Genomic DNA, 25,453 nt, shown 5'->3' on the forward strand with positions numbered 1-25,453 from the left:
CTCTCTCGACGTATGTCAAGTCTAATTACTTCTGCCGGCCGGCCGCGCCGCGCCCACCGGGGCAACGCGAAGGGGCGGGACCGGACATGTTTGTCCGGTCCCGCCCCATGTGCTGCGCTACTTGTCGTGCTCGGCCTTGGACCCCAGGGTGGTCTTTTGGATCTGCATGAGGAACTCGACGTTGGACTGCGTCTCACGGATCTTGGAGGTGAGCAGTTCCAGAGACTGCTGCATTTCCAGGCCGGAGAGGACGCGGCGCAGGCGCCACATGATCTTGACCTCTTCAGGCGAGAGCAGGTTCTCCTCGCGGCGGGTGCCCGAGGCGTTGACGTCCACGGCGGGGAAGATGCGCTTGTCAGCCAGCTGGCGGGACAGGCGGAGCTCCATGTTGCCGGTGCCCTTGAATTCCTCGAAGATGACCTCGTCAGCCTTGGAACCGGTTTCCACCAGGGCCGTGGCCAGGATGGTCAGCGAACCGCCGTTTTCAATGTTGCGGGCGGCACCGAAGAAACGCTTCGGCGGGTAGAGGGCTGCGGAGTCCACACCACCGGAGAGGATGCGCCCGGAAGACGGTGCGGAGTTGTTGTAGGCGCGGCCCAGGCGGGTCATGGAGTCCAGCAGGACCACCACGTCCATGCCCATTTCCACGAGGCGCTTGGCGCGTTCGATGGACAGTTCGGCAACCTGGGTGTGGTCGTCGGCGGGGCGGTCGAAGGTGGAGGCAATGACCTCGCCCTTGACGGTGCGCTGCATGTCGGTAACTTCTTCGGGACGCTCGTCCACCAGGACCATCATGAGGTGCACCTCAGGATTGTTGGTGGTGATGGCGTTCGCGATGGACTGCAGGATGAGCGTCTTTCCGGCCTTCGGCGGGGAGACGATCAGGCCGCGCTGGCCCTTCCCGATCGGGGCGACCAGGTCAATGACGCGGGGGCCGATCTTCTTCGGGTCCGTCTCCAGGCGCAGGCGCTCGGACGGGTACAGCGGCACCAGCTTGGAGAACTCCACCCGGTTCTTCAGGTCATCAGGGTTCTTGCCGTTGACACTGGTGACGCGCACCAGGGCGTTGAACTTCTGGCGGGCGCTTTGGGCCTGGCTGCGGTCCTCCCCTTCGCGGGGGGCGCGGATGGCACCGACGACGGCGTCGCCCTTGCGCAGGTTGTACTTCTTGACCTGCGAGAGGGACACGTAAACGTCGTTGGAGCCGGGCAGGTAGCCGGAAGTGCGGACAAAGGCGTAGTTGTCCAGCACGTCCAGGATGCCTGCCACGGGCAGCAGCACGTCGTCCTCGGTGACCTCGGAATCGTCAAAGTCCGGGCCCGCGCTGCGGCCCCGACGGCGTTCGTTGCGGTCACGGAAACGGTCGTTGCGGTCGTTGCGGTTGTTGTTGCCGCGGTCGTTGCGATCGTTGCGATCGTTGGAGTCGTTGGCGTTGCGGTCGCGGCGGTTCCGGCGGTTGCGGTTGTTGCGGCTGCCGTCTTCGTCGTCATTGCGTTCGCTGTTGTTGGCCGCGGCGGTGTTGCGGTCGTTGCTGCGCTCATTGGGGTTGCGCTGGTTGCCGCGTTCATTGCCATTGCGCTGGTTCCGGTTGTTGCGGCCGGCGCGGTCGTGGCGCTCGGACTGCTCACCGTTGCCGGCGTGATCCTCGGCAGCGTGTTCGCCCTGGCCGGATGTGCCGGCGTCGGCGTTGCCTCCCTGGCCGGCGGCCTTTTCGGCGGACGCTTCAGCGGGGGCCGCCGATTCGGCGGCGGCGTCACGGCCGCCACCCTGGGCGCGGCGGTTGCGGGTGCGCGGCTGGCGGCGGTTGTCGCCGTCGTTCTCGGAGGGCTCGACGGCGGTGGGAGCGGCTGCGGGAGCCGTTTCCACGGGGGCCGTCGCAACGGCCTCTGCCGGCGTGCCGGTGGTGATGATGCCGTCGCTGCTGGCGGCGCGCCGGGAACCGCGGCGGCCGCGGGCCGGGCGCTCCTCAGCCGGGGCAGCAGTGGTGTCGGCGGGTGCCTCGGCGGGAGCTGCGGTGGCTGCGCCACCCGTCGCACGCGTTGCGCGGCGGGCAGGCGCCTTGGCCTCGGTCGCTGCGGACTCGGTGGAGGCGGTGTCTACGGGTGCTTCCTTGGCGCTGCGTGCCGGGCGCTCGGCCACGGACGAGCCGCGCTGGTGCGCGGAAATGGCGGCCACAAGGTCGCCCTTTCGCATCCTGGACCCGCCGGTAATGCCCAGCTGGCCCGCCAGCGTCTGAAGCTGGGCCAGCTTCAATCCTGCCAGGCCGGCGGACTTCGCCGTTCCTGCGGATTTTGAAGTGTCATCCAACTCAGCTGCCTGGGTGCCGGCGGCTGAAGTTATGGTTTCTGTCACGAAGGATCCTTCCCCCTCGATGGCGGACCCTGAAAAGGCCGCGATGATTAGTGTCAGCCCCTCCGCCGCTGCCGCACTGGCAGGGACGCAGGATGTCAGCTGAGGTTCCAGTTCACGCCGGCAGCTTTTTTGCGGCGGAATTGGTGGTTCATCCCTGAATCGATGTGTAAACAAAATCAATTCTTGAATTGACGCGGCGGCTGCCGGATGTCGATTCGTCCAACCACCGTCCCAGACGGGGCGGTTCAGTGAAGGGATGGCATCAAGTCTGGGTGCTTACGAACCCGGATGCACTTCCACTTTAGCACCCTCGAGGTCAACAGACAGACGTAAAACGCGCCACGACACGCCCGCGCCGCCCGCTTTCTCCCCCGGCGTGCCTTTTCCGGCGCTGCGGGACTCGATGGACTGCACCACGGCGAGGGCTTCCGCCTCCCCGTTGGCCAGTGCCATGACAGTGGGCCCGGCGCCGGAAATGAACGCCGCATGCCCCGCTGCACGCAGTTCGGCCACGAGTGCCGCGCTTTCGGGCATGGCTTCGGTCCGGTAGTCCTGGTGTAGGTAGTCGCGGGTGCCTGCCGTGAGCAGTTCCGGGGCGTCCTTCAGCGCGTGGACAAGAAGCGCCGTGCGGCCGCTGTTTGCCGCGGCGTCGGCATGGGGCACCGTGGCCGGCAGCAGCCGCCGGGCCAGCTCCGTCTTGACCTCGTAGTCCGGAATGGCCACCACCGGCACCACCTCCGGCGACGGCGTGACCTTGGTTGAGAAGTACACCTCCCCTTCCCGCCAGGAAATGGCGACGGCGCCAAAAATGGCCGGTGCCACGTTGTCCGGGTGGCCCTCCATTTCCGAGGCAAGCTGGAGCACCCACTGGGTGTCCTGGCGGTCGGGTGCGTCCACCAGCGCGTTGGCTGCGGTGATGGCAGCGACGATGGCGGAGGCCGAGGATCCCAGGCCCCGGCCGTGGGGCAGCACATTGCGGGCCGTGATGCGCAGCCCCGGGCGGCGGTAGCCCAGGCGGGCAAAAGCCAGGTCCATGGCCTGGACAACCAGGTGCGAGGAATCGCGGGGCAGCTCCTCGACGCCCTCCCCGCGCAGGTCAAATTCCAGCACCCCGCCGGGCAGTGTGCCAACGCTGAGCGTGTCATACAGCGACACCGCCAGGCCCAGGGAGTCAAAGCCCGGGCCCAGGTTGGCACTGGTGCCGGGCACCTGCACCGTCGCCGTCAGGCCCGTGGCCGCGGACTTAAGTGCAGTGCCGCCAGGGGCCTCGGCGGGAAGGGGGATGGTCATGGGGAGGCCTGTCATGAAGATGCGGGACTAGTCTGCCAGGCCGAGTGCGTTGGCAACGGTGACCACGTCAAACGGCACGGACGTGGGCTCGACGGTGCTGCCGTCGGCGTTCTTCAGGGCCCAGTTCGGGTCCTTGAGGCCGTGGCCGGTCACCGTGATGACAATGGTCTTGCCTGTGGGGACCTCCCCTGCCGCGTGCTTCTTGATGATGCCGGCAACGCCGGCCGCGGAGGCCGGCTCCACGAAGACGCCTTCCTTGGCGGAGAGCCAGCGGTGGGCGGCCAGGATTTCCTCATCGGTCACGGAGTCAATGAGCCCGCCGGATTCGTCGCGGGCGGCAATGGCCAGGTCCCAGGAGGCGGGGTTGCCGATGCGGATGGCGGTGGCAATGGTGTCCGGTTCCAGGATGGGGTGCCCTGCCACGAAGGGAGCAGCACCGGCGGCCTGGAAGCCCCACATGACGGGGGTGTGGGTGGAGACCGGCGCCAAGGTGCCGGCCGTGGCGGATTCGTAGGGGGCCGCGTATTCCTTGTAGCCCTTCCAGTATGCGCTGATGTTGCCGGCATTGCCGACGGGCAGCACGTGGTAGTCCGGGGCGTCGCCCAGTGCGTCCACCACCTCAAAGGCGCCGGTTTTCTGGCCCTCGATGCGCGCGGGGTTGACGGAGTTGACCAGGAACACCGGGTAGGAGTCGGCCAGCTTGCGGGCCACTTCCAGGCAGTTGTCGAAGTTGCCGTCAACCTGCAGGAGGGTGGCGCCGTGGGCCACGGCCTGGCTCAGCTTGCCCATGGAGATTTTGCCTTCCGGCACCAATACCGCACACGTCAGGCCCGCCTGCTTGGCGTAGGCCGCTGCGGAGGCGGAGGTGTTGCCGGTGGATGCGCAGACCACGGCCTTGGCGCCGGCAGCGACGGCCGCCGTCATGGCCATGGTCATGCCACGGTCCTTGAAGCTGCCGGTGGGGTTCATGCCCTCCACCTTCAGGTACACCTTGGATCCGGTCAGCTCGGACAGGTGCTGGGCGAACACCAGCGGCGTGCCGCCCTCCCCCAGGGTGATGATCCTTGTTTCCGCCGTTACGGGCAAACGCTCTGCATATTCACGGACTACCCCGCGCCACTGATGAGCCATCAGACTCCCTCCACCCTCAACACACTTGTTATGGAATTAATGATGTCCAGGCCGCTGATGGCCTGCACTGTCGCTGCCAGGGCAGCCTCGCTGGCGCGGTGCGTGACGATGCGCAGCTCGGCCAAGCCGGGAGCGCCGTCGTCGTCGGCACCGCGTTCGCGGTGCACGGTTTGCCGCATGGTCTCGATTGAGACCCCGTTCTCGGCAAAAAGTGCAGAAATCTTGGCCAGCACGCCCGGCTGGTCCGCTGCGTCCAGGCCAATGTAGTACTGGGTGGTCACGGCGTCGATCCCCAGCACCGGCAGCACCCCGGCAGTGGTTTCGGTCCGTCCTGGACCGCCCAACACCATGCGCCGCGCAGCTGAAACCACGTCCCCCATGACGGCGGACGCAGTGGGGGTTCCGCCGGCGCCACGGCCATAGAACATGAGTTCGCCGGCGGATTCGGCCTCGACGAACACGGCGTTGAAGGCGCCGTGGACAGCGGCGAGGGGGTGGCTGCGCGGAATGAGGGTGGGGTGGACCCGGACGCTGACGCCATAGCCGGATTCACCGGCGTCGCCCTGGCGGGCCTCGCCTGCGGCACCCTTGTCCGCGGCGGGCAGCGGCAGCTTCTCGGCAATGGCCAGCAGCTTGATGACAAAGCCGGCGTCCTTCGCGGCCGCGATGTCAGATGCGGTCACGGAGGTGATCCCCTGGCAATGCACGTCCTCAAGGGCAAAACGCGTGTGGAAGGAAAGCGAGGCCAGGATGGCACCCTTCGCTGCGGCGTCATGGCCCTCGATGTCCGCCGTCGGGTCCGCCTCGGCATAGCCCAGTCGGGTGGCCTCGGCCAGGGCGTCCGCAAATTGGGCGCCCGTGGTGTCCATCTGGTCGAGGATGAAGTTGGTGGTGCCGTTGACAATGCCCATGACCCGGGTGACCTTGTCCCCGGCCAGCGAGTCACGGATGGGGCGCAGGATGGGGATGGCACCGGCCACGGCCGCCTCGTAGGAGAGCTGGACACCGGCGGCGTCGGCCTTCTCGTACAGGCTGGGGCCGTCCACGGCCAGCAGGGCCTTGTTGCCGGTGACCACCGTGGCGCCGTGCTCTATGGCCTCCAGGATCAGGGTCTTGGCCGGTTCCAGCCCGCCCATGAGTTCAATCACGACGTCGGCGCCGCGCACCAGGGCGGAGGCGTCAGTGGTGAATAGTTCGCGGGGCAGGTCCACCTCGCGGGGCGCGTCGATAGTTCGCACGGCGATGCCCACCAGCTCCAGCCGGGCACCCGTGCGGGCCGCCAGGACGTCGGCATCCTCCAGGAGGATGCGGGCCACCTGGGCGCCCACATTTCCGGCGCCCAGCAGGGCCACCTTGAGGGTCTTGGTGTCGGCGGGCGCGGCTGCGCCCGTGGTGTTGCGCTCGGTCAATGGTCTCTAGGCCCCTAAGTCGCGTGCCAGCAAATCGTCTTCTGTTTCGCCCCGCACAATGAGGCGTGCGGCGCCGTCCCGGACGGCCACAACGGGCGGACGGGGCGCATAGTTGTAGTTGCTGGCCAGTGCCCAGCAGTACGCGCCCGTTCCGGGAACTGCCAGCAGATCCCCGGCCGCCACGTCATTGGGCAGATATACATCTCTAACAACAATGTCACCACTCTCGCAATGTTTGCCCACCACTCGGGACAAAGCGGGGGCCTGTTGCGAGGAGCGGCTGGCCAAAACGGCCGAATAATCCGCGTCGTAGAGCACCGGGCGGGCGTTGTCGCTCATGCCGCCGTCCACCGACACATAGCGTCGTGGAGCCGTCACGCCGTCCGCGCCGTCCACTTCGACCTGCACCGTTTTCAGCGTGCCTGTCTCGTAGAGCGTGAAGGTGGAGGTGCCCACGATGGCGCGGCCGGGCTCAATGGAGATCCGCGGGGCGGACATGTCCAGCTCGGCACACGTTTCGCGGACGACGGCGGCCAGCGCCTGTGCGATCTCCGCAGCCGGGCGTGGTGTGTCCACCGCGGTGTACGCGATGCCGTAGCCGCCGCCCAGGTCCAACTCGGGCAGTGCCACGCCGTACGCCTGCCGGATCCGGTGCGTAAACGCGAGCAGCTTCCGGGCCGCAATCTCAAAGCCCTCGGCTTCGAAGATCTGTGAGCCGATGTGCGCGTGAAATCCCAGGAAGTTGATGCTTGCCGACTCGGCGGCCAGCTTGGCGGCAGCTTCCGCGGCGCTCATGCCGGGGGCTTCCCCATCAGGGCCCACGCCCTCCGGGGTACCCGGGCGAGCTTGCGAGTCCGGGGAGGGGGCGGGGATGAAGGACAAGCCAAACTTTTGGTCCTCATGCGCCGTGGCAATGGATTCGTGCGTGTGGGCGTGTACGCCGGGCGTCAGGCGGAGCATGACGTTGGCCGTGGCCCCCCTTGCGGCGGCCAGTCCGGCAACGCGGCGCAGTTCGTGCAGGCTGTCCACCACGATGCGGCCCAGCCCCAGGTCCAGGGCCCGGTTGATCTCCGCGTCGGACTTGTTGTTGCCGTGCAGGCTCAGCTTGTCCCCGGACAGCCCGGCGCGGGTGGCCACGGCCAGTTCCCCGCCGGAGCAGGTGTCCAGGCGCAGCCCTTCCGAATCCACCCAGCGGGCCACTTCGGTGCACAGGAAAGACTTCCCTGCATAGTAGACGTCCACGCCGCCGCAAATGTCCGTAAAGGCTGCATCAAAGGAGTCCTTGAAGGTGCGCGCCCGGGACCGGAAGTCGGCCTCGCTCATGACGTACAGGGGCGTGCCAAACTGTTCCTTGAGCTCGCCCACGGACACCCCGCTGATGGTGACGTCCCCGCCCGGGCCGCGTTCGACGTCGTGCGCCCACATGGAGGGCAGCAGCCCGTTGACGTCTCCGGGGGCCGGCAGCCAGTCGGGGGCAAGCTCTGCGCCGGCAATGTTGGTGCGGGCTGTGTTGGACATGTATTACATCCGTTCCGGGGCCGAGACGCCCAGCAGGGACAACCCGTTGGCCAGGACCTGGCCCACGGCGTCGTTGAGCCACAGGCGGGTGCGGTTGACGTCGGTGATGGCTTCCTCGCCCATGGGCGTGACACGGCAGGCGTCGTACCAGCGGTGGTAGGCGCCGGCAATGACCTCCAGGTGGCGGGCCACTCGGTGGGGTTCGCGGAAGGCGGCAGCCTGGGTGAGGACGCCCGGGTACTGGCCCAGCACGGCCAGCAGCTCGGACTCCGTGGCGTGGGTCAGGGCAGCGGCGTCAAAAACCGTGCGCTCCACACCGGCGGCGGCGGCGTTGCGGCCCACGGCGCGGGTGCGGGCGTGGGCGTACTGGACGTAGAACACCGGGTTCTCGTTCGACTTCTTGGTCAGTACGTCCAGATCAATGTCGATGTTGGAGTCGGAGGAGAAACGGGCCAGGGAGTAGCGTGCAGCATCCGTGCCCACGATTTCCACCAGGTCCTCCAGGGTGACCACGGTGCCGGCGCGCTTGGACATGCGCAGGGGGACGCCGTCCTTGACCAGGTTCACCATCTGGCCGATGAGCACCTCAACGCGGTCGGCGTCGTCGCCCATGGCTGCCGCGGCGGCCTTCAGGCGGGCCACGTAGCCGTGGTGGTCGGCGCCGAGCATGTAGATGCACAGGTCAAAGCCGCGGTCGCGCTTGTTCTTGAAATAGGCGATGTCCCCGGCGATGTAGGCGGCATGGCCGTCGCTCTTGATGACCACGCGGTCCTTGTCGTCGCCGTAGTCGGTGGAGTTCAGCCACCACGCGCCGTCCTTGAGGTACATGTTGCCGGAGCCTTTGAGCTGCTCAAGGAGCTTTTCCACTGCGCCGTCCTCAAACAGCGAGTTTTCGTGGAAGTAGACGTCAAAGTCAACGCCGAACTCGTGCAGGGATTTGCGGATGGAGGCGAACATGAGTTCCACGCCCCGGGCACGGAACTCTTCCTGGGGGTCTTCGCTTTCCAGAATGGCGGGGTTGCCCGCGGTGACTTCCTTCGCGATGTCCTCGATGTAGGCTCCGCCGTAGCCGTCCTCCGGGGCGGGCTCGCCCTTGGCACTGGCCAGCAGGGAGCGGGCAAACCTGTCGATTTGGTTGCCGTGGTCGTTGAAGTAGTACTCGCGGGTGACGTCGGCGCCCTGCGACTGAAAGATGCGGGCCAGGGAATCGCCCACGGCTGCCCAGCGGGTGCCGCCGAGGTGGATGGGGCCCGTGGGGTTGGCCGAGACAAATTCAAGGTTGATCCTGGTCCCGGCCATCTGGGTGTTGCTGCCGTAGCTTTCGCCGGCTTCGACGATGGCCTTGGCGAGCTCGCCAGCTGCGGCGGCGTCAACCGTGATGTTCAGGAAGCCGGGGCCGGCAATGTCCACCTTGGACACACCGGGGATCTGGGCCAGCCTGTTTTGGAGCAGCTCGGCCACCTTGCGCGGGGGAACCCCGGCCGGCTTGGCCAGTTGCAGGGCAATGCTGGTGGCCCAGTCGCCGTGTTCGCGGCTCTTGGGCCGCTCGACCCGCACTTCCGCGGGCACCGCTTCGGCGGGCACAGCGAGTTCACCGGAGGCGACGGCGTCTTTGAGGCAGGTGGTAATGGCGGCAGAAAGTTCTTCAGGGGTCACGGTTCCAAGTGTACGGTTCAGCCGGCGCGCCGCCCCAATCCGCGGCCGCAGTGCCCAGCATGTGGCTGTGGCCCGGGCTGCCCTGCCGGATGCACGACGCCGCTCACTCACCTGGCGAAGTCGTCCTCCAACATTTTGGGCCGGCAGATGATCCAGGCCCCCGCGCCAAGCAGGATGAGGGTGGCGAAGAGGAATAGGAATGGCGCGGTCCAGGAACCCGTCCACTGGCGCAGCAGCCCAAAGAACAGCGGTCCCACGCAGGCCAGCGTGTAGCCCATGCCCTGCCCGAATCCGGACAGGGCGCCCGCACCGAGCTGTGTCCGGGTGCGGTGGTTGATCAGCAGCAGGGCGAGGGGAAAGGTGCCCGGGCCCAGTCCGGCAAAGGACACCCACAGCCAGGTGCCGTGGGCCGGCGACAACAGCAGGCCCAGGTAGCCTGCCACGAACAAGCCCAGCATCACCAGCACCACGGGGAAGGGGTTGCGCATTTTGGCTGCCACGAGTGGAATGAGCAGGCTCAGGGGCAGGCCGAGAGCGGCAAACAAGGCCAGCATGGAACCCGCCTGCCCACGGTTCAATCCGGCCTGGATCAGGATCTCCGGCAGCCACGCAAAGAGCGCATAGGTGTTCAGCGAGGTGCAGCCGAACATGAGGGTGAGCCCCCAAGCGGTGGGCGACTTCCACAGGTTCATGGCCGGCACGGCCTGTTCTTCCGGCACCTTGCGTGAATGGACAATCAACTGCGCCGTCCCGGCCGCAGCGGCAGGCGCGGTGGGCACCTGGGCGGTGCCCGGCGTCGTCCGCGTGGAAAAAACGGCCAGGAACCATGGGACCAGGGCAATGAAGCTGACGCCGGCCCAGGAGGACAGCGAAAACTGCCAGTCGGTGGCGTCGGCCAGCGGTACCGAAAACTGGGCCGGAAGTGCCGTGCCCAGGGAAAGTGAGGTGACGTAGAGGGCCGTCATGAGGCCGACCTTGGTGGGGAAGTGTTTCTTCACCAGCGGCGGCAAAAGCACGTTGCCGGCCCCGAGCCCGCCGAAGGCCACTACGGAAAGGACCAGGAACAGCGGCGTGTTGGGCACAAATACGCGGGCGACTTGGCCCACGATCCCGGTCGCAATGGACAGGACGATGAGCCGTTCCAGCGACGCCCAGCGGATCACGTACGGCGTCAGGAAGCCAAACAGGCCAAAGGCCGCGGTGGGAAGCATCCCCAGGATGCCGATGGTGGCCGTGTTCATGGGGAGGTCGCGGTTGATGGTGGAAATCAGGGGCGGGACCACGGTGACTGCGCCGCGCAAGGTCAGTGCCGTGAGGATGATGCCGGCCCCGAAGAGCCAGGCCGACTGCGGAAGTTTCCTCACCATGTGTTCACCATTGTCACAACGTTACCCGGCGGATGGCGGAAGCCGGTTTTACATTGGGTGCCCGGCACCTGCTAAGCTCTTTCTCGTTCCCTTTGGCAGCCACGGTTGCCTGGCCCTCGTAGCTCAGGGGATAGAGCGGTTGCCTCCGGAGCAACAGGCCGTAGGTTCGAATCCTATCGAGGGCACCAGTGAAAACCCCGTCAATTCAATGAATTGGCGGGGTTTTTTCGTCTCTTGCCGCCAGCCTTCCGGGCGGAACTGTCCCGCCACATGCGGCGTGCCAAGAGTGCGGACTGTGTTATCCGGCTTGGGTCCGGGCCCTTGACATCGGCCCGCCCGCCCGTGAAACTCAGGACCACGGCTCCGATGAAAGGTCTCCATGGACAAGTCCGCGACCCCCCGCTTCCCGCCCGGTTTTGTGTGGGGCGTTTCCACGGCCGCCTACCAGGTTGAGGGGGCAGTGGGCGAAGGCGGCAGGGGCCAGTCCAGCTGGGATGCCTTTGCGGCCGAGCCCGGGCGAATCCGGGGCGGGGACACTGCCGAGGTGGCCTGCGACCACTACCACCGCTACCCGGAAGACATTGCCCTCATGGCGGACCTGGGCGTTGATGCCTACCGCTTCAGCTTTTCCTGGCCCCGCGTCCAGCCCGGCGGCTCGGGACCCGTGAATGCCGAGGGCCTTGCCTTTTACGACCGGCTGGTGGACGGACTGCTCGCAGCGGGCATCGCCCCCACGCCCACCTTGTTTCACTGGGACACGCCGCTGGAACTGGAACGGGCCGGCGGCTGGTTGAACAGGGACACTGCCGAACGCTTCGCCGAGTACGCGGGGTTGCTCGGTTCCCACTTCTCTGACCGCATTCCCCGCTGGATGACCCTCAATGAACCTGTTTCGCTGACGATGCTCGGTTACGGGGCAGGCATCCACGCGCCCGGACTGGAACTCGGCTTCGACGCCCTTCCGGCGGCGCACCACCTGCTGCTGGCCCACGGCCTCGGCGTCCAGTCACTGCGCGCCGCAGGGGCCGGCAGCATTGGCATCGCCAACAACCACGGTGCCACCTGGCCTGCCAGCCAGGCGGTTGAGGACCTGGAGGCCGCGGCCCTCTACGACAATCTCGCCAACTGGATATTCGCCGACCCCATCCTCACAGGCGCCTACCCCGACGTCCTGGCACCGTATCTTCCTGGCGTGGCCGACGCCGACCTCGCCACCATCGCAACGCCCATTGATTGGTATGGCATCAACTCCTACAACCCCACCGTGGTGGGCGCACCGGCTGCCGGCACGGGCGGGCTGATTGACGGGCACGCCGTGGACGCATCGCTGCCGTTCTCGCTGCGGGACTCGGAAGGCTACCCCCGCACGGACTTCGGCTGGCCCATTGTCCCGGAGGCATTTACGGAAATGTTGCTGGGGTTCAAGGCCCGGTACGGCAGCAAGCTGCCTCCCATCTACATCACCGAAAACGGCGCCGCCTTCAATGACGGGCCCGGCGCGGATGGCCGGGTGCACGACCAGCGGCGCATCGACTACACCGCCGCCCACCTCCGGGCACTGCGCGCCGCCATGGACGGCGGGGTGGACATTCGCGGCTACTTCCACTGGTCGCTCCTGGACAACTTTGAATGGGCCGCCGGCTATTCACAGCGCTTTGGGCTAGTTCATGTGGACTATGGCACGCAACGGCGCACGCCCAAGGACTCCTTCCATTGGTACAGAGGGGTGATTGGCGAATCCAAGTCCGGCTGAGGACTGCGTGCCGGGTTGCGTCACGTTTGTGCCGGGTGGAAGCTGGAAAAGACGGCACAGTGAGCCGCTGTACGAATGACACAAAATCTAAGCAGAAAGCAAGGGACATGTCCACGCAGCGCATGAACATCCAGGAAATCGACCCCAAGGCCTACCAGCCCATGTATGCGATGGAAAAGTACATTCATGGCGGCACCCTTGGCGAGGACCTGCTGGCACTCGTCAAGATCCGGGCATCGCAACTCAATGGCTGCGCCTACTGCCTGGACATGCACGGGCGCGAAGCTCGCAACGCCGGCGTGGACAACCGGCGCCTGGACGTGCTGGCCGGCTGGCACGAAGCCCCGGAACTCTACTCGGAGCGCGAACGCGCGGCATTGGCGCTGACGGAAGCCGTGACCCTGATCAGCAATGGCGGTGTTACGGACTCCACCTGGAGCCAGGTCAAGTCTGCCTTTGACGACGCCGAAGTCCCGGTCCTTCTCATGGCCATCTCGGCCATCAATGTTTGGAACCGGCTGGCGGTCTCCACCCACCAGAAGCTGCCCCTGCCCGCTGAACTCGCCGGTCCATGAGCCCGGCCCTGCGCGACCAGGCCCGGTACAACCTGGCCCGGCCGCCCTGGCCGGTGGCGACAGTTTCCTGGCTTCTCGGTTCCCCGGATCCAGCCACTCCCCTTCGAGTTCTTGACCTTGGGTCGGGGACCGGAAGCGGCGCAAGGACCGCAGCCTGCCTGGGACACACGGTTCTCGCCGTCGACCCCTCCGCCGACATGCTGGCGGCCCTGGACCAGTCCAACCGGAAGTTGCCGGCGCACGTTGGCGCCCGAATCACGACAGCCAGGGGAACTGCAGAAAACCTTCCCGCCGCGGACGGAAGCATTGACGCAATCCTTTGCCTGCAATCGTGGCAGTGGGTGTCCGTTACGGAGGCCGCGGGTGAATGCCTCCGGGTACTGGCGCCGGGAGGCAGCCTGGCGATGGCATGGCACACCTGGGACCGCTCGGTTCCGTGGGTGTGTGAGCTTGCTGACATTGTCGGGCACACGGCCGCGCCGCCGCCCCACGGCACCACGCTTCCCCATGGCGTGTCCGGCCTGGGCAAATTTGAGCAGCGCAATTTCCACGTGGCATTCCAGCTCACCCTCGACCAGTTCGTGGAGCTGGCCGACTCCTGGAGCTACGTCCACCAGCGGCCCGACCGGGCCGCGGTGCTGGAACGGGTCCGGGCTTTGGGCCGAAACCAGGTGGGCCCAACCGGCACACTGGAGTTTCCGCACGTCACTGAGTGTTACCGGGCCGTCACACACTCCCGACAGGAATGGAGCAACCCGTGAACCGGCAATTTGACGAGTCCTATTGGGACAAGCGCTACGGCAGCCACGGAAACATCTGGAGCGGGGAGCCGAATCCCCAGTTGGTGGCAGAGGCTTCGCCGCTGCCACCGGGTTCGGCCTTGGACGTGGGATGCGGCGAAGGGGCCGACGCCGTCTGGCTGGCCGGGCGGGGCTGGCGCGTGACGGGCGTGGACATATCCAGTGTGGCCCTTGAGCGGGCTGCAGCACACGCCGCGGGCATGGCGCTGGCCGGTTCCGTCACCTGGGAGCACCACGACCTGTTGCTGTGGACTCCCCCGGCCGCGTCCTTCGGGCTGGTGTCGGCGCAGTTCATGCACCTGCCCCAGGCCGAGCGCGAAGAAATTTTTACCCGCCTCGCCGCCGCCGTTGCACCCGGGGGCACCTTGCTGCTGGTGGGTCATTCGCCGTCGGACGAAGATTCCGGGGCACGCCGGCCGCATGGGGCCGACTTGTTCTTCACCGCTGCGGAAGTGGCGGCGGCACTGGACCCCAACCTATGGGAGGTGCCCGTGGCCGAAACCCGGGCCAGAAGCGACTCCGGCCACGGCGGCTGGCACGGCGGCGAAAATGTCACGGTCCATGATGAAGTGCTGCTCGCCGTGCGCAGTGGCTGACAGCTGCAGGGTTCAGCGACGACTGGCACCGGTCAATAATATATGAAGGAAACTGCACAGTTTCCCTTAATATAATTTATGCTTGAGGCATGAGCGAACATCTTGGTGACACCGCGGCCGCCCAAACGTCGGCGGTGGCCACCGAGCTGCGCGTGGTGGTGGGGAAACTGCGGCGGCGCATGAATTCGGGCCGAGTCTTCGGCGATTTCACGCCATCACAAATCGCGGCGCTGGCCCGGCTGGAGTCCGGAGGTCCCGCCACGGTGTCCACACTGGCCCGGGCCGAGGGCGTCCGCCCGCAGTCGATGGGCGCCAAGGTCGCAGCTCTCGAAGCCGCCGGGCTGGTCAGCGGCGCACCGGACCCGAACGACGGGCGGGCCACCATCTGGTCCCTGACCGAATCTGCCCGGGAGACGGTCAGGGAAGCCCGCGCGGCAAAGGACGACTGGCTGTTCCGGGCCATTCGGGCCACGCTCTCCGCCGACGAACAGGACCAACTGGCGGCCGGAGTCGCCCTGCTCACGCGGCTCGCCGACTCATAGTCCCGACAATTCCAAGCCCCCAGGAGAATCCCGTGACACTGACAACCCTTGACCCGCAGACGGCCCTCGTCGTCGTCGACCTGCAAAACGGTGTCGCCGCCCTGCCCGCGGCACATCCAATGGACACCGTTGTGAAGAACGCGGCGGCGCTCGCCGACGCGTTCCGCAGCCACCATCTGCCCGTAGTCCTGGTCACTGTTTCAGGTGGCGCACCGGGCAGGACGGAACAGGCGCCGCGAAGCATTGGCTCGCTGCCGCCTGGTTGGGCGGATCTCATCCCCGAACTCAAGCAGCAGCCAGGCGACCACACCGTCGTAAAAAAGACGTGGGGAGCGTTCACGAACACCGACCTGGCGGACCACCTGGAGCGGTTGGGCGTCACGCAGGTGGTGGTTTTGGGCGTGGCAACCAGCGTGGGCGTCGAATCAACGGCCCGGCAGGCACACGAGCACGGCCTCAACGTCGCCCTCGCCGTCGACGCCATGACGGACATGAATGCCGACGCCCACGAAAACAGCGTGGCCCGAATTTTCCCGCGGCTGGGCGAAACTGGAACCGCCGGCGACATCATCAAGCTCCTGGCCGCCACACGGGCATGACAAGCAGTGCCGCAGTGCCATCCGCGGCGCACCGCGAACCTTCCGAATGGCGGTTCCTGACTCCGTTGCTGCTGGGGTCGACACTCAACCCCATCAACAGCAGCATGATCGCCACGGGACTTGTTGGCATCGGCGTGGACTTTCACACCGGACCGGGCACCACAGCCAGCCTGATCTCCGTGTTGTACCTGTGCAGCGCGGTCATGCAACCCACCATGGGCAAGCTGTCCACACTTTTTGGGCCGCGGCGCGTGTTCCTGGCAGGAATCGTGATTCTGCTGGCTGCGGGGGTGGTCGGTGCTGCGGCGCCCGCATTTGGCTTCCTGCTCCTCTCGCGTGCGATGATCGGCATTGGCACGTCGGCGGCCTATCCGACTGCGATGGCACTGGTCCGCAAGCGGGCAGACTCAAGGGGCGCCGGGGTGCCGGGACGCGTGCTGGGCAACTTTTCCATTGCATCCCAGATCACCATGGTCTTTGGCCTGCCCCTCGGCGGCATCCTCGTCGGCACTTTCGGCTGGCGCGCCTTGTTCCTGGTCAACGTCCCGCTGGCACTGGTCACATTTGTGCTGACTCTTGTGGGTGTGGCCAAGGATGATCCTGGCCCGCGCCGTGACCTGAAAGGACTGGTTTCCGCCGTCGACCTTCCAGGCATCGCCCTGTTCGCCGGAGCCACCACGTCCCTGCTGGTATTTCTCGCAGACCTCGGGAAGCCGCAATGGTGGCTGGCCGCAGTAGCCGCCGTTCTGGGCGCTGCACTGGTACTTTGGGAACGGACGGCCGGCCAGCCCCTGATTGATGTCCGAATGCTTGCGGCCAACCGCCCACTGCAACGCACATACCTGCGCCAGCTGCTGGTGGGCCTGGGCATTTACACTGCCCTTTACGGAACCAGCCAATGGATGGAACAGGGCGCCGGGCTTGTCCCGTCCACCGTGGGACTCATCCTGCTCCCGCTGTCGGGACTGAGTATTGTCATAGCCAGGGTGGTTTCCATCAAGGGCTGGGTGCGCACTCCCCTCGTCCTCGCCGGCATCGCTTTGGTGCTGACTGCTGCCGTGATGCTGTTGATCACCCATCATTCCAGCGTTCCCATACTCATCGGCATGTCGCTGCTTTTCGGCTTCAGCAATGGTTTTAGCGGATTTGCCAACCAGGCCGCACTTTACGTGCAAGCGCCGGCCGGCGACATTGCGGTAGCCTCCGGACTGTACCGGACCTTCGCCTACATCGGGGCTATATTTTCGGCGAGCCTGATCGGCATCACCTTTGGCCCTGCCGCCACAGACGCCGGCTTCCACACCCTGGGCTGGGTGATTGGCGGCATCGGTGCCGCGGTACTTTTGCTGGCTGCTGCGGACCGGGCCATTCCCAAAATGGCCAATGCCGAAACCCCCTCTTCTCCGGGCCCATCCGGTGCAACAAACCCGCCGCCGGGCCGCACTTCGCGTGCAGCCCACGGGCCTTCGGCAGATCCCATTCCGTAGCGAGCTTGGGCCATTGGGACAAGTGGTGGCGCCAGCTGCACGCCGGCGCCTGTGACCGGAGACGCTGTTCAGGGCGGGTCCGGCGGTTCGCCGGATGGGGGTGGGCTACCGAGGAGCCCCGGCCCACCGGGCAGCATCGGGGCGATTGCCGTATATCTACGCCCGGCTGGGGTGGTAAAGGTGGTGCGCGGGACGACGGGCCCGCCTTTGACGACTTCGGCGCTCCAGCCCGGCGCTTCCTTGGACTTGTTGCACGACGCGCAGAGTCCCTGTCCGTTGGCTATGGTGGTGGTGCCGCCGGAGGCCCAGGATTTGATGTGGTCATATTCTCGGATCGGCGCGTCGCAGTACGGCGTGGCGCAACGCTGATATTGCAGGCGCAGGAATTCCTTCATGCCCTCCGGGAAGAACCGCGCACGCGAACCCATCGCAAGCAATGCCCCCGTTTCGGGGTGTGTGTAGAGGCGCCGAACCCAAACCTGCGCGGCGGCCGGCTGGCCGGGACCGGAACTGTGACTGGAGTTGGAACCGGCCCCGGGGCTGGTACCAGACCCGGGGCTGGGACCGGAACCCAGGACCATGGAGCGCGCTTCCGGCGCAGGAATGGGGTCATGGCCGGTGAGGACCGCGGGGTCATTCGCACCATCGAAAAGGGACCTGTCCGTCATGACAAGCTCCAGCATGATGCCTGGTTCGGTAATTGTGGTGCACCGTCCTCCCGTGGAATCCAACAACGCACCCCCAACCATCGCGCCGCCGTCATTGGCAGAATCGCCGACGGCACCAACGGGCCCGGTTCCATGGGCCCGGCCAGCGGCCGACCCTGGGGCGACCACGCGTGCCGCACCGGAGACTTCCGTGGCCGGACCCCTGTGGTCTCCCGCAGCTCCTGCGCCTTCGTCACACGGCTGGTGTTGGAGCAGGCGGTGGGTGAGTGCATCCGCCATGAGCTGGCCGACGCCCCGTTGATCCCCAGCCGCACGGGCGGAGTCAGCGACCTGGGTGAGGGTCTTGAGGACTGCAACACCGTGCCTGAGGGGAATAAGGGCGCTGAGGAGGGTCATTCCGTCAGCGGCCGGCCGCAGGGTGACGTGCCGGTCGGTGACGGCCTTCCCCCTGCGCTTGGTAAATACCTCTGGTTCGAGCAGATAGGCGGCGTTGCGGGCCGCGGCCGCAAGTTCCTTGGTACCCATGGCAGCGAACTTCTCAAGGTCCGAGGCCAAGGCACGGTCAACGTCGGCCCGGTGTTCCGAGCTCAGGAACACTGTCTCGGTTGCCATGATCTGGGTCCGGTATTCCCCCACTGCACCAGAGGCAAGGGCGTTGAGGGTGTGCGGCATTTCCCGCACGAGTACAGCGGCGAGTTCAGCAAGTTGGCGGCCGCGGTGGGCCGATTCGCCCCGGGCCAGGCCGATCTGCAGGCCCACTCCCTTGCCAAGTTTGTCCTTGACCATCCCAGCTTTTGCCTGAGCCAGGCGCTGCTGCGCGGCAAACACGGCCTGGGCCTTGGCCTGCACTCCCGTCAGCGCATTCTTGGCCGTTTCCAACTGCTCGATCAGATCGACCAGCCCTGCGGCATCGACGCCGTCGACAAGGTCGGAACAGCATTCATCACTGTCACGAAAGGGGTCTTCCAGGGCCAGGGCGACTCCTGCGGCCTTGGCGGCAAACGCAGTGGCCTTGGTTGCTGCCGCCGTCGCAGCGGAGGCGCGCCGCGCCAATCCATCCAGGGCTGCCGCGGAGCGGCCTTCACGCACCGCGGTTCCGACGCGGGCCGCTGCCTCGCTGGCACGGGCTTCCGATCTGTCGGCAAGTTCACGAGCCAAGGCAGCATCCAGCTGTGCCAGGAGTGCCGGATCGAGGAAGTCGGCACACTTTCCGACCAGCCCTTTCGCAATTGACGTCAATTCGGACGCTTGGACCATCAGCCGGGCCCGGTTGCCCAAGCCCTCACCGCGGTACGCCTGGCTGCTGGCGGCAGGAACGGGAAATGGGGCCGCAGGCCCGCCGGCCACAGGTCTGCCGGGCACAGGCCTGCCGGGCGCGGGCGCGGCGCCGACAGGCGTTGGGCCGCTCCCCTGCCACTCCGGTGCCGCCATTCAAATTCACCCGCCTTTTCCCGGTCAGTCCACCCTCAGCGGAATCGCGGGGCCTTCATGTGGCCCCAATGTCCCGCGTGCTGCCTTCCCTTGCTGCTTCAAGCGTAGGAAATATCTGAACCCAGCGGATCTCCAAGGGGGCCATTCCGGCAAATCTGTGGATCTCAAGCAAGCCAGCCCCCGCTGTGGAGGGAGGAAAGCGGCACTGGTGGCCGTAGCGCACCAAAATCAGCCCACTGTGGACCGCGCCTGCCGGCGGCGCAAAACTTAAAAGATCAACTTGAACCCGGCGTGGGAATGCGAAAAGCCCAGCCGTTCGTAGAAGCGGTGGGCGTCGTGCCTGGCCAGGTCCGAGGTCAGCTGGACAAGCGCCGCGCCCCGCCGTCGAGCCTCATCAACGGCCCACAGAATCATGGCCGAGCCAAGCCCGTTGCCCCGCAATCCCCCATCCACCCGGACGGCCTCAATCTGCAGCCGCAGTGCACCCCCACGGGCAAGGCCGGGCAGGAAGGTGAGCTGCATGGTTGCCACGACGGCACCATCGGCGTCGTCCACCACGCACAGCAGGTGGGCCGGGTCGGCATTGATTGCCCGGAACGCGGCCACGTAGGGCGCCCGCCGGTCCGGGGCTGCCGAATCGACTGCAGACCGCAGCTGGTCCCGGGCCATCAGCCCAACGATGGCGCCGACGTCGGACTCCGCCGCCCGCCGCAGCCGGAATGTGCGGCCTGCGAGCGCGAACTCTGCCAATATCTTGATCTCCTGGTTCATGGCCCCATCCTTTCAGGTCCACGCAGCGGCGGCCGGAGCACGGTGTATCAAACAATTGACACACGCAGCATTCCTGTGTATCAATTGTCTAATACACGAAGGAAGTTTCCATGAGCCACCTGCTTGTCCTGTTCCTCTCATCCGCCCTGGCAGTTTTGGTCATCTCCTCCGCAGCGCGTTGGATATCCAGCAAAAGGCCGGCACGGTCCATCCCGGCCGGCTCCGGCCCTGCGTCGAAGTCAAGCGAGAACCGGGCCATGCTCTTTGCCCAGCTTCGGGCCCTCGCATCCATCGCATTTGCCGTGGTCCTGTTCCTCGCCTTGCTCCGCGCATCCATTGCCTTCACCGGCCAGGTGGGTCTCCCCCTGGCTCTGACGGCGGGGTTGTCGGCGAGCGGAGGCCTGCTGCTGTACTCCTCGCTTCCGGCGCCAATGCCCCCACGGACCGGAGCGGCTAACGCCAGTCTGGTGCCCCGGAAGCCGTGGTCCTTTGGCCCGCGCCGGTCATTCCTGGTCCCCGCGGCCATCGCCGTTTGCTACGTTGGCCTGCTCGTTGCCACCGGGCTGACTTCATCCCCGGACGAACTGGGCCGGTACCGCCTTATTCGCCTGGCCGACGGCGCCCACAGCACGTCGGCCGGTCCCTACCCGGGCTGGTTCTACAGTGTGCCGCTCATGCTGGTCACAGTGGCCCTGGCCGGTTCGGCATGTCTGGCCCTGCGCAGAATCTCCTCCACACCGTCGCTGCCGGATCCCCGCATGGCTGCATTGGACATGCGGTGGCGGGAAATCTCCACCCGGGTGGTGGTCCGGCTGGGGACGGGGGCCCTGCTTGGCTACGCCGGCGGCACGGCGCTGCTGGCCGGACAGGCAGTGGCCGGCGCCGCGGCAAACTTCAACCAGTCCGGCCACGGCCCGCTCCAGCCCCTCTTCGCGGTGGGCTTTGCGGTTGCCGTTGCCGGGCCTGTGCTGGTCGTGGCGGGGGCCTTCCTGATATTCCTCGCCGCAAAGGCTGCCTTCACCATCCGCTCCTCCGCACGCCACGCACTGGCAAAACCGGCTGACCAGGCGCCAACAAGCCAGGGAGCAGGGGCGTGATCACCCTTGACGAGGCCAGCCCCATTCCCCCGTTTGAGCAAATCAGGGAGCAAATCGGCGACCTCATCCGCGCCGGTGAGCTGGGTCCCGGCCAGCGCTTGCCGTCCATCCGCCAACTGGCGGGCGACCTCCGCGTTGCGGCCGGCACCGTGGCGCGCGCATACTCCGAACTGGAGACGGCCGGGCTGATCCAGACCAGCCGGGCCACGGGGGCCAGGGTTCGCGACGGGCAGGGGCTGGCCGGGGACATGCGGCGGGCCGCCATGCAGTTCGTGGCAACCGCCCAGGGAAATTCACTCTCCCTTGAGGACGCCCTGGGCGCCATCCGTTCGCAATGGCGCCAGGAGTAACGCCACACGGCCTCAACCCGCCCGGCAGGCCAACTCCGATAACGGCATAAACTGGGTGGCACCATGACTTTCACTATCACCTACCCCGCCGCGCTTCCGGTCTCGGAACGCCGCGACGACCTCATGGCCGCCATTGCCGCCAACCAGGTCACCATCATCGCCGGCGAAACCGGTTCGGGAAAGACCACCCAGATCCCCAAAATGTGCGTGGAGCTTGGCCTGGCCGAGAAGGGCCTGATCGGCCACACGCAGCCGCGCCGCCTTGCCGCGCGCACCGTGGCGGAGCGCATCGCCAGCGAACTCGACGTCAAGATCGGCGAGGAGGTGGGCTTCCAGGTCCGCTTCACCGGCCACGTGGGCCCGCAGACCAAGATCAAGCTCATGACCGACGGCATCCTGCTCGCCGAAATCCAGCGTGACAAGCTGCTGCGGAAATACTCCGTCATCATCATCGACGAGGCCCACGAACGTTCCCTGAACATCGACTTCATCCTCGGCTACCTGCGCCAAATCCTGCCCAAGCGCCCGGATCTAAAGGTCATCATCACCTCGGCCACGATCGACCCGGAGCGCTTCGCCGCCCACTTCGCCTCCCCCGAGGGCCCCGCCCCCATCATGGAGGTCTCAGGGCGCACCTTCCCCGTCGAGATCCGATACCGCCCGCTGTCCGGGCCCGCCAACGGCTCCGAAGAGGACATGGACGACGACGGCGAAGCCGGCTTGGGTGCCGTCCGGAACCGACACGGCGGGAACCGGGAAGACGGCGGCAACAGTGAGGAGGACCGCGACCCGCTCGATGCCGTGTGCGACGCCGTGGATGAATTGTCCAAGGAGGCCCCCGGGGACATCCTGATCTTCTTCTCCGGCGAGCGCGAGATCCGGGACGCCGCGGACGCACTGCACGGCCGTGTTAAAACAAACCCACGCCTGCGCAATGCCGAAATCCTGCCGCTTTTCGCCCGGTTGTCGCTGGCCGAGCAGCACGCCGTGTTCACCCCCGGCTCGCGGCGGCGGATTGTGCTGGCCACCAACGTGGCGGAAACGTCCCTGACTGTCCCCGGCATCAAGTACGTCATCGATCCGGGCACGGCCCGCATTTCCCGCTATTCACACCGGACCAAGGTGCAGCGCCTGCCCATTGAGCGGGTCTCGCAGGCCTCGGCGAACCAGCGCTCGGGGCGTTGCGGCCGCGTTTCGGACGGGATTTGCATCCGCCTGTATTCGGAAGAAGACTTCAACGCCCGCAGCGAGTTCACCGACCCGGAAATCCTGCGCACCAACCTGGCCGCCGTCATCCTGCAAATGACGGCGATGGGCGTGGCCCGGGGCCCCAAGGACGTGGAGCAGTTCCCTTTCGTCCAGCCGCCGGACTCCCGGGCCATCACCGACGGGATCACGCTGCTGCGCGAACTCGGCGCCGTGAACGCCCAAGGCGCGATCACCGCCGTCGGACGCCAACTCTCGCAGCTCCCGGTGGACCCGCGGCTGGGACGGATGATCGTGGAAGCCGCGAAGCGCGGCGTGGCCGCGGAGGTCATGGTCCTCGCCGCTGCCCTGACCATCCAGGACCCCCGCGAGCGCCCCACGGACAAGCAGCAGCTGGCGCAGGAAAAGCACAGGCGCTTCCAGGACGAAAACTCTGATTTCACCGGCTTCCTTAACTTGTGGCGCTACATAAGGGAGAAGCAGAACGAGCTGTCCTCGAGTGCGTTCCGGCGCCTGTGCAAGGCCGAGTTCATCAACTACCTGCGCGTGCGTGAATGGCAGGATTTGTTCACCCAACTCAAGCAAATGGGCAAGTCGCTGGACATCAAGGTGTCCGGCAATGACATTGACCCGGTGGCCAACCACGACGCCATCCACATGTCGCTGCTGACCGGGCTGCTGAGCCACATCGGCCTGTACGACCAGCGCAAGCGCGAATACGCCGGCGCGCGCGGCACCAAGTTCATGGTGTTCCCGGGCTCGGCGCTGTTCAAGAAGTCGCCGGACTGGGTCATGGCGGCCGAGCTCGTGGAAACCTCCCGCCTGTGGGCGCGCGTGGCCGCCAAGTTCGACCCGCTCTGGGCCGAACAGGTGGCCCCTGAGCTGGTCAAGCGCACGTACAGTGAGCCCCACTGGTCCAAGAAAATGGGCTCGGTCATGGCACACGAAAAGGTCACCCTGTACGGGGTGCCGATCGTGCCGGACCGGCGCATCCACTATGGCCGCATTGACCCGGAACTCAGCCGGGAGCTGTTCATCCGCCATGCCCTGGTCGAGGGCGACTGGCACACCAACCACAAGTTCTTCCACCGCAACCAGGCCCTGCTGGCCGAGGTGGAGGAGCTGGAAACCCGCATGCGCCGCCGCGACCTGCGCGTGGACGACGAGGCGCTGTTTGAGTTCTACGACGGGCGCGTGGGCGGCGAGGTTGTCTCGGAACGGCACTTCGACAAGTGGTGGAAGGATGCGCGGCACCAAAACCCTGCCCTCCTGGACTTTGACGCGCACGTGGTCATGGTCGAGGAGCCTTCGCTGGATGAGGCCGCCTTCCCGAAGACCTGGACCGAGGGCGAGTTTGAGCTGCCCCTGTCCTACGAATTCCATCCCACCGCGCCGGGTGCCGCCCCGAACCCATCCGACGGCGTGACCGTCCAGGTGCCGCTGCTGTTCCTGAACCAGTTGCATGAGGCGCCGTTCCGGTGGCAGATTCCGGGACTGCGGGCGGAGCTGGTCACCGCGCTGATCAAGTCGCTGCCCAAGGCCGTGCGCAAAAACTTCATCCCCGCCCCGGACGTGGGGCGGCAGGCTGCCGCGGCCCTGGCCGCGGACTTTGACCCGGCCGCGGACCTGCTGGAGCCGTCCTTGGAGCTGGCGCTGCGCCGGATCAAGGGGCACATCATCCCGCCCGGATCGTGGAACTGGGACGCCGTGCCGTCGCACTTGAGAATGACGTTCTCCGTGGTGGACAAGAATGCCCGGATATTGGAGGAGGGCCAGAATCTCTCCGACCTCCAGGCCAAGCTGGCCGGGGCCACCCGCCGCGCCATTGCCGAATCACTCGGCGCCACACCCAAAACCACCCAGGCCGGGCGGGCGCCGCTGGCTGCACCCGCAGCCGGATCGAATGGCAAGGGCAGGCCAGCGCCCGCCAACGGAACCCCGGCGGCAGGCAGGGCAACAGCGGGAGGCGCGTCCCCGGCGTCGAACATCCCGGGCAACTCCGCCGACGCCGCAGGCATCCAGGAACGCTCAGGCATCACCGGCTGGGATTTGGGCTCGCTGCCGCGCGAGGTCAAACGGCTCGTGGGCGGGCACACCGTCACGGGCTACCCGGCGCTCGTGGACGAGGGCGCCACGGCCGGGATCCGCGTGTTCCAGCGCCAAGACGTGGCGGATTTGGCCATGCGCGCAGGCGTCATCCGGCTGCTGGCGCTGCGGGTGCCGTCGCCGGACCGGTACGTGCTGGACCACCTGAGCAACACCGAGAAGCTCACGTTCAGCCAAAACCCGCACGGCTCCGTCACCGAGCTGATTGCCGACTGCACCCTCGCCACGATTGACAAGCTCACGCCGGCCGCGCTGCCCTGGAACCAAAAGGACTTTGACGCGCTGTACGAAACCGTGCGCGCCGAGCTCATCGACACGGTGTTCTCGGTGACGGCCGTGGTGGAAAAGGTGCTGGCGTCGAAGCTGCGCATCGACAAGGCGCTTCGTTCCACCAGCAGCCTGCCGCTGATCAGCGCCCTGAACGACATCAAGCAGCAGCTGGACCTGCTGGTGTATCCCGGCTTTGTGGCGAAAACGGGATTTGCCCAGCTCAGCCAGCTGCCGCGGTACCTGGCTGCCATTGAACGCCGGCTGGAGAAGCTGCCCTCCAACGTGGCGCGGGACGGGCAGTCGATGGCCGCCGTGCAGCGGCTGGAGGACGAGTACGACGACGCCATGGCGGCGCTGCTGCCGGGCCAGCGGTCCACGGCGGGGCTGGAGCATGTGCGCTGGATGATTGAGGAACTGCGGGTCAGCCTGTTCGCGGTGGAGCTGGGGACGGCCTATTCGGTGTCGGAAAAGCGCATCCG

At 66.6% G+C, this 25,453-nt stretch carries 19 protein-coding genes and 1 tRNA gene; 11 read left to right on the forward strand and 9 right to left on the reverse strand.

Annotated features, from left to right (window positions below; all coding sequences use genetic code 11):
• Positions 1-117: 117 nt before the first annotated feature.
• The 7 genes from rho to LPN03_RS09990 form a co-directional block, all read right to left on the reverse strand.
• On the reverse strand, positions 118-2,352 hold the full coding sequence (gene rho, locus LPN03_RS09960) for a transcription termination factor Rho (RefSeq protein WP_165180853.1): 2,235 nt from the start codon (positions 2,350-2,352) through the stop codon (positions 118-120).
• Positions 2,353-2,628: 276 nt separating this feature from the next.
• On the reverse strand, positions 2,629-3,642 hold the full coding sequence (gene thrB, locus LPN03_RS09965) for a homoserine kinase (RefSeq protein ID WP_262454132.1): 1,014 nt from the start codon (positions 3,640-3,642) through the stop codon (positions 2,629-2,631).
• Positions 3,643-3,669: 27 nt separating this feature from the next.
• Positions 3,670-4,773: a threonine synthase gene (gene thrC / locus LPN03_RS09970; protein ID WP_262454133.1), complete on the reverse strand. Its 1,104-nt coding sequence runs from the start codon at positions 4,771-4,773 to the stop codon at positions 3,670-3,672.
• A complete protein-coding gene (locus tag LPN03_RS09975; RefSeq protein WP_165180856.1) occupies positions 4,773-6,182 on the reverse strand; it encodes a homoserine dehydrogenase in 1,410 nt (469 codons plus the stop codon). Before LPN03_RS09975 ends, thrC begins: the two co-directional genes overlap by 1 nt.
• A gap of 6 nt (positions 6,183-6,188) precedes the next feature.
• On the reverse strand, positions 6,189-7,700 hold the full coding sequence (locus tag LPN03_RS09980) for a diaminopimelate decarboxylase family protein (protein ID WP_262454134.1): 1,512 nt from the start codon (positions 7,698-7,700) through the stop codon (positions 6,189-6,191).
• Positions 7,701-7,703: 3 nt separating this feature from the next.
• Positions 7,704-9,356, reverse strand: a complete 1,653-nt coding sequence (gene argS, locus LPN03_RS09985) for an arginine--tRNA ligase (protein ID WP_165180858.1) — start codon at positions 9,354-9,356, stop codon at positions 7,704-7,706.
• Positions 9,357-9,463: 107 nt separating this feature from the next.
• Complete coding sequence (locus tag LPN03_RS09990; RefSeq protein WP_262454135.1) at positions 9,464-10,723, reverse strand: CynX/NimT family MFS transporter; 1,260 nt, start codon at positions 10,721-10,723, stop codon at positions 9,464-9,466.
• A gap of 112 nt (positions 10,724-10,835) precedes the next feature.
• Here LPN03_RS09990 and LPN03_RS09995 point away from each other — a divergent pair.
• The 8 genes from LPN03_RS09995 to LPN03_RS10030 all read left to right on the forward strand — a co-directional run bounded on the left by LPN03_RS09995 (position 10,836) and on the right by LPN03_RS10030 (position 17,075).
• Positions 10,836-10,911 (forward strand) — tRNA-Arg (locus LPN03_RS09995).
• A 191-nt stretch (positions 10,912-11,102) separates the two neighbouring features.
• The gene (locus tag LPN03_RS10000; protein WP_262454137.1) at positions 11,103-12,476 is read left to right on the forward strand and encodes a GH1 family beta-glucosidase; all 1,374 of its coding nucleotides are present in this window, start codon (positions 11,103-11,105) and stop codon (positions 12,474-12,476) included.
• 107 nt (positions 12,477-12,583) lie between these two features.
• Entirely contained in the window at positions 12,584-13,051 is a 468-nt protein-coding gene (locus LPN03_RS10005; RefSeq protein ID WP_262454138.1) for a carboxymuconolactone decarboxylase family protein, read from the forward strand.
• A complete protein-coding gene (locus LPN03_RS10010) occupies positions 13,048-13,812 on the forward strand; it encodes a class I SAM-dependent methyltransferase (RefSeq protein WP_262454139.1) in 765 nt (254 codons plus the stop codon). The genes LPN03_RS10005 and LPN03_RS10010 overlap by 4 nt, the downstream gene beginning before the upstream one ends.
• A complete protein-coding gene (locus LPN03_RS10015; RefSeq protein WP_262454140.1) occupies positions 13,809-14,447 on the forward strand; it encodes a class I SAM-dependent methyltransferase in 639 nt (212 codons plus the stop codon). Before LPN03_RS10010 ends, LPN03_RS10015 begins: the two co-directional genes overlap by 4 nt.
• A gap of 89 nt (positions 14,448-14,536) precedes the next feature.
• Positions 14,537-14,989 (forward strand): MarR family winged helix-turn-helix transcriptional regulator, encoded by a 453-nt coding sequence (locus tag LPN03_RS10020; RefSeq protein WP_262454141.1) that lies wholly within the window; start codon positions 14,537-14,539, stop codon positions 14,987-14,989.
• Between the two features lie 32 nt (positions 14,990-15,021).
• The gene (locus LPN03_RS10025) at positions 15,022-15,588 is read left to right on the forward strand and encodes an isochorismatase family protein (RefSeq protein WP_262454142.1); all 567 of its coding nucleotides are present in this window, start codon (positions 15,022-15,024) and stop codon (positions 15,586-15,588) included.
• A complete protein-coding gene (locus tag LPN03_RS10030) occupies positions 15,585-17,075 on the forward strand; it encodes an MFS transporter (RefSeq protein WP_262454143.1) in 1,491 nt (496 codons plus the stop codon). The genes LPN03_RS10025 and LPN03_RS10030 overlap by 4 nt, the downstream gene beginning before the upstream one ends.
• Positions 17,076-17,143: 68 nt before the next feature.
• Here the strand turns inward: LPN03_RS10030 and LPN03_RS10035 are convergent, their stop codons facing one another.
• Positions 17,144-18,982, reverse strand: coding sequence for an HNH endonuclease (locus LPN03_RS10035; protein ID WP_262454144.1), 1,839 nt, complete (start codon positions 18,980-18,982; stop codon positions 17,144-17,146).
• 459 nt (positions 18,983-19,441) lie between these two features.
• Positions 19,442-19,945, reverse strand: a complete 504-nt coding sequence (locus LPN03_RS10040; RefSeq protein WP_165180868.1) for a GNAT family N-acetyltransferase — start codon at positions 19,943-19,945, stop codon at positions 19,442-19,444.
• Between the two features lie 110 nt (positions 19,946-20,055).
• On the opposite strand from LPN03_RS10040, the gene LPN03_RS10045 reads away from it, so the two are divergent.
• The 3 genes from LPN03_RS10045 to hrpA form a co-directional block, all read left to right on the forward strand.
• On the forward strand, positions 20,056-21,042 hold the full coding sequence (locus tag LPN03_RS10045; RefSeq protein ID WP_262454145.1) for a hypothetical protein: 987 nt from the start codon (positions 20,056-20,058) through the stop codon (positions 21,040-21,042).
• The gene (locus LPN03_RS10050) at positions 21,039-21,392 is read left to right on the forward strand and encodes a GntR family transcriptional regulator (RefSeq protein ID WP_165180870.1); all 354 of its coding nucleotides are present in this window, start codon (positions 21,039-21,041) and stop codon (positions 21,390-21,392) included. Before LPN03_RS10045 ends, LPN03_RS10050 begins: the two co-directional genes overlap by 4 nt.
• A 63-nt stretch (positions 21,393-21,455) precedes the next feature.
• The coding region (gene hrpA, locus LPN03_RS10055) for an ATP-dependent RNA helicase HrpA (RefSeq protein WP_262454146.1) at positions 21,456-25,453 on the forward strand (3,998 nt) is incomplete at its 3' end.

The sequence above is a fragment of the Arthrobacter sp. A2-55 genome (assembly GCF_025548615.1).
GTDB classification, from domain to species: Bacteria; Actinomycetota; Actinomycetes; order Actinomycetales; family Micrococcaceae; genus Specibacter; species Specibacter silviterrae.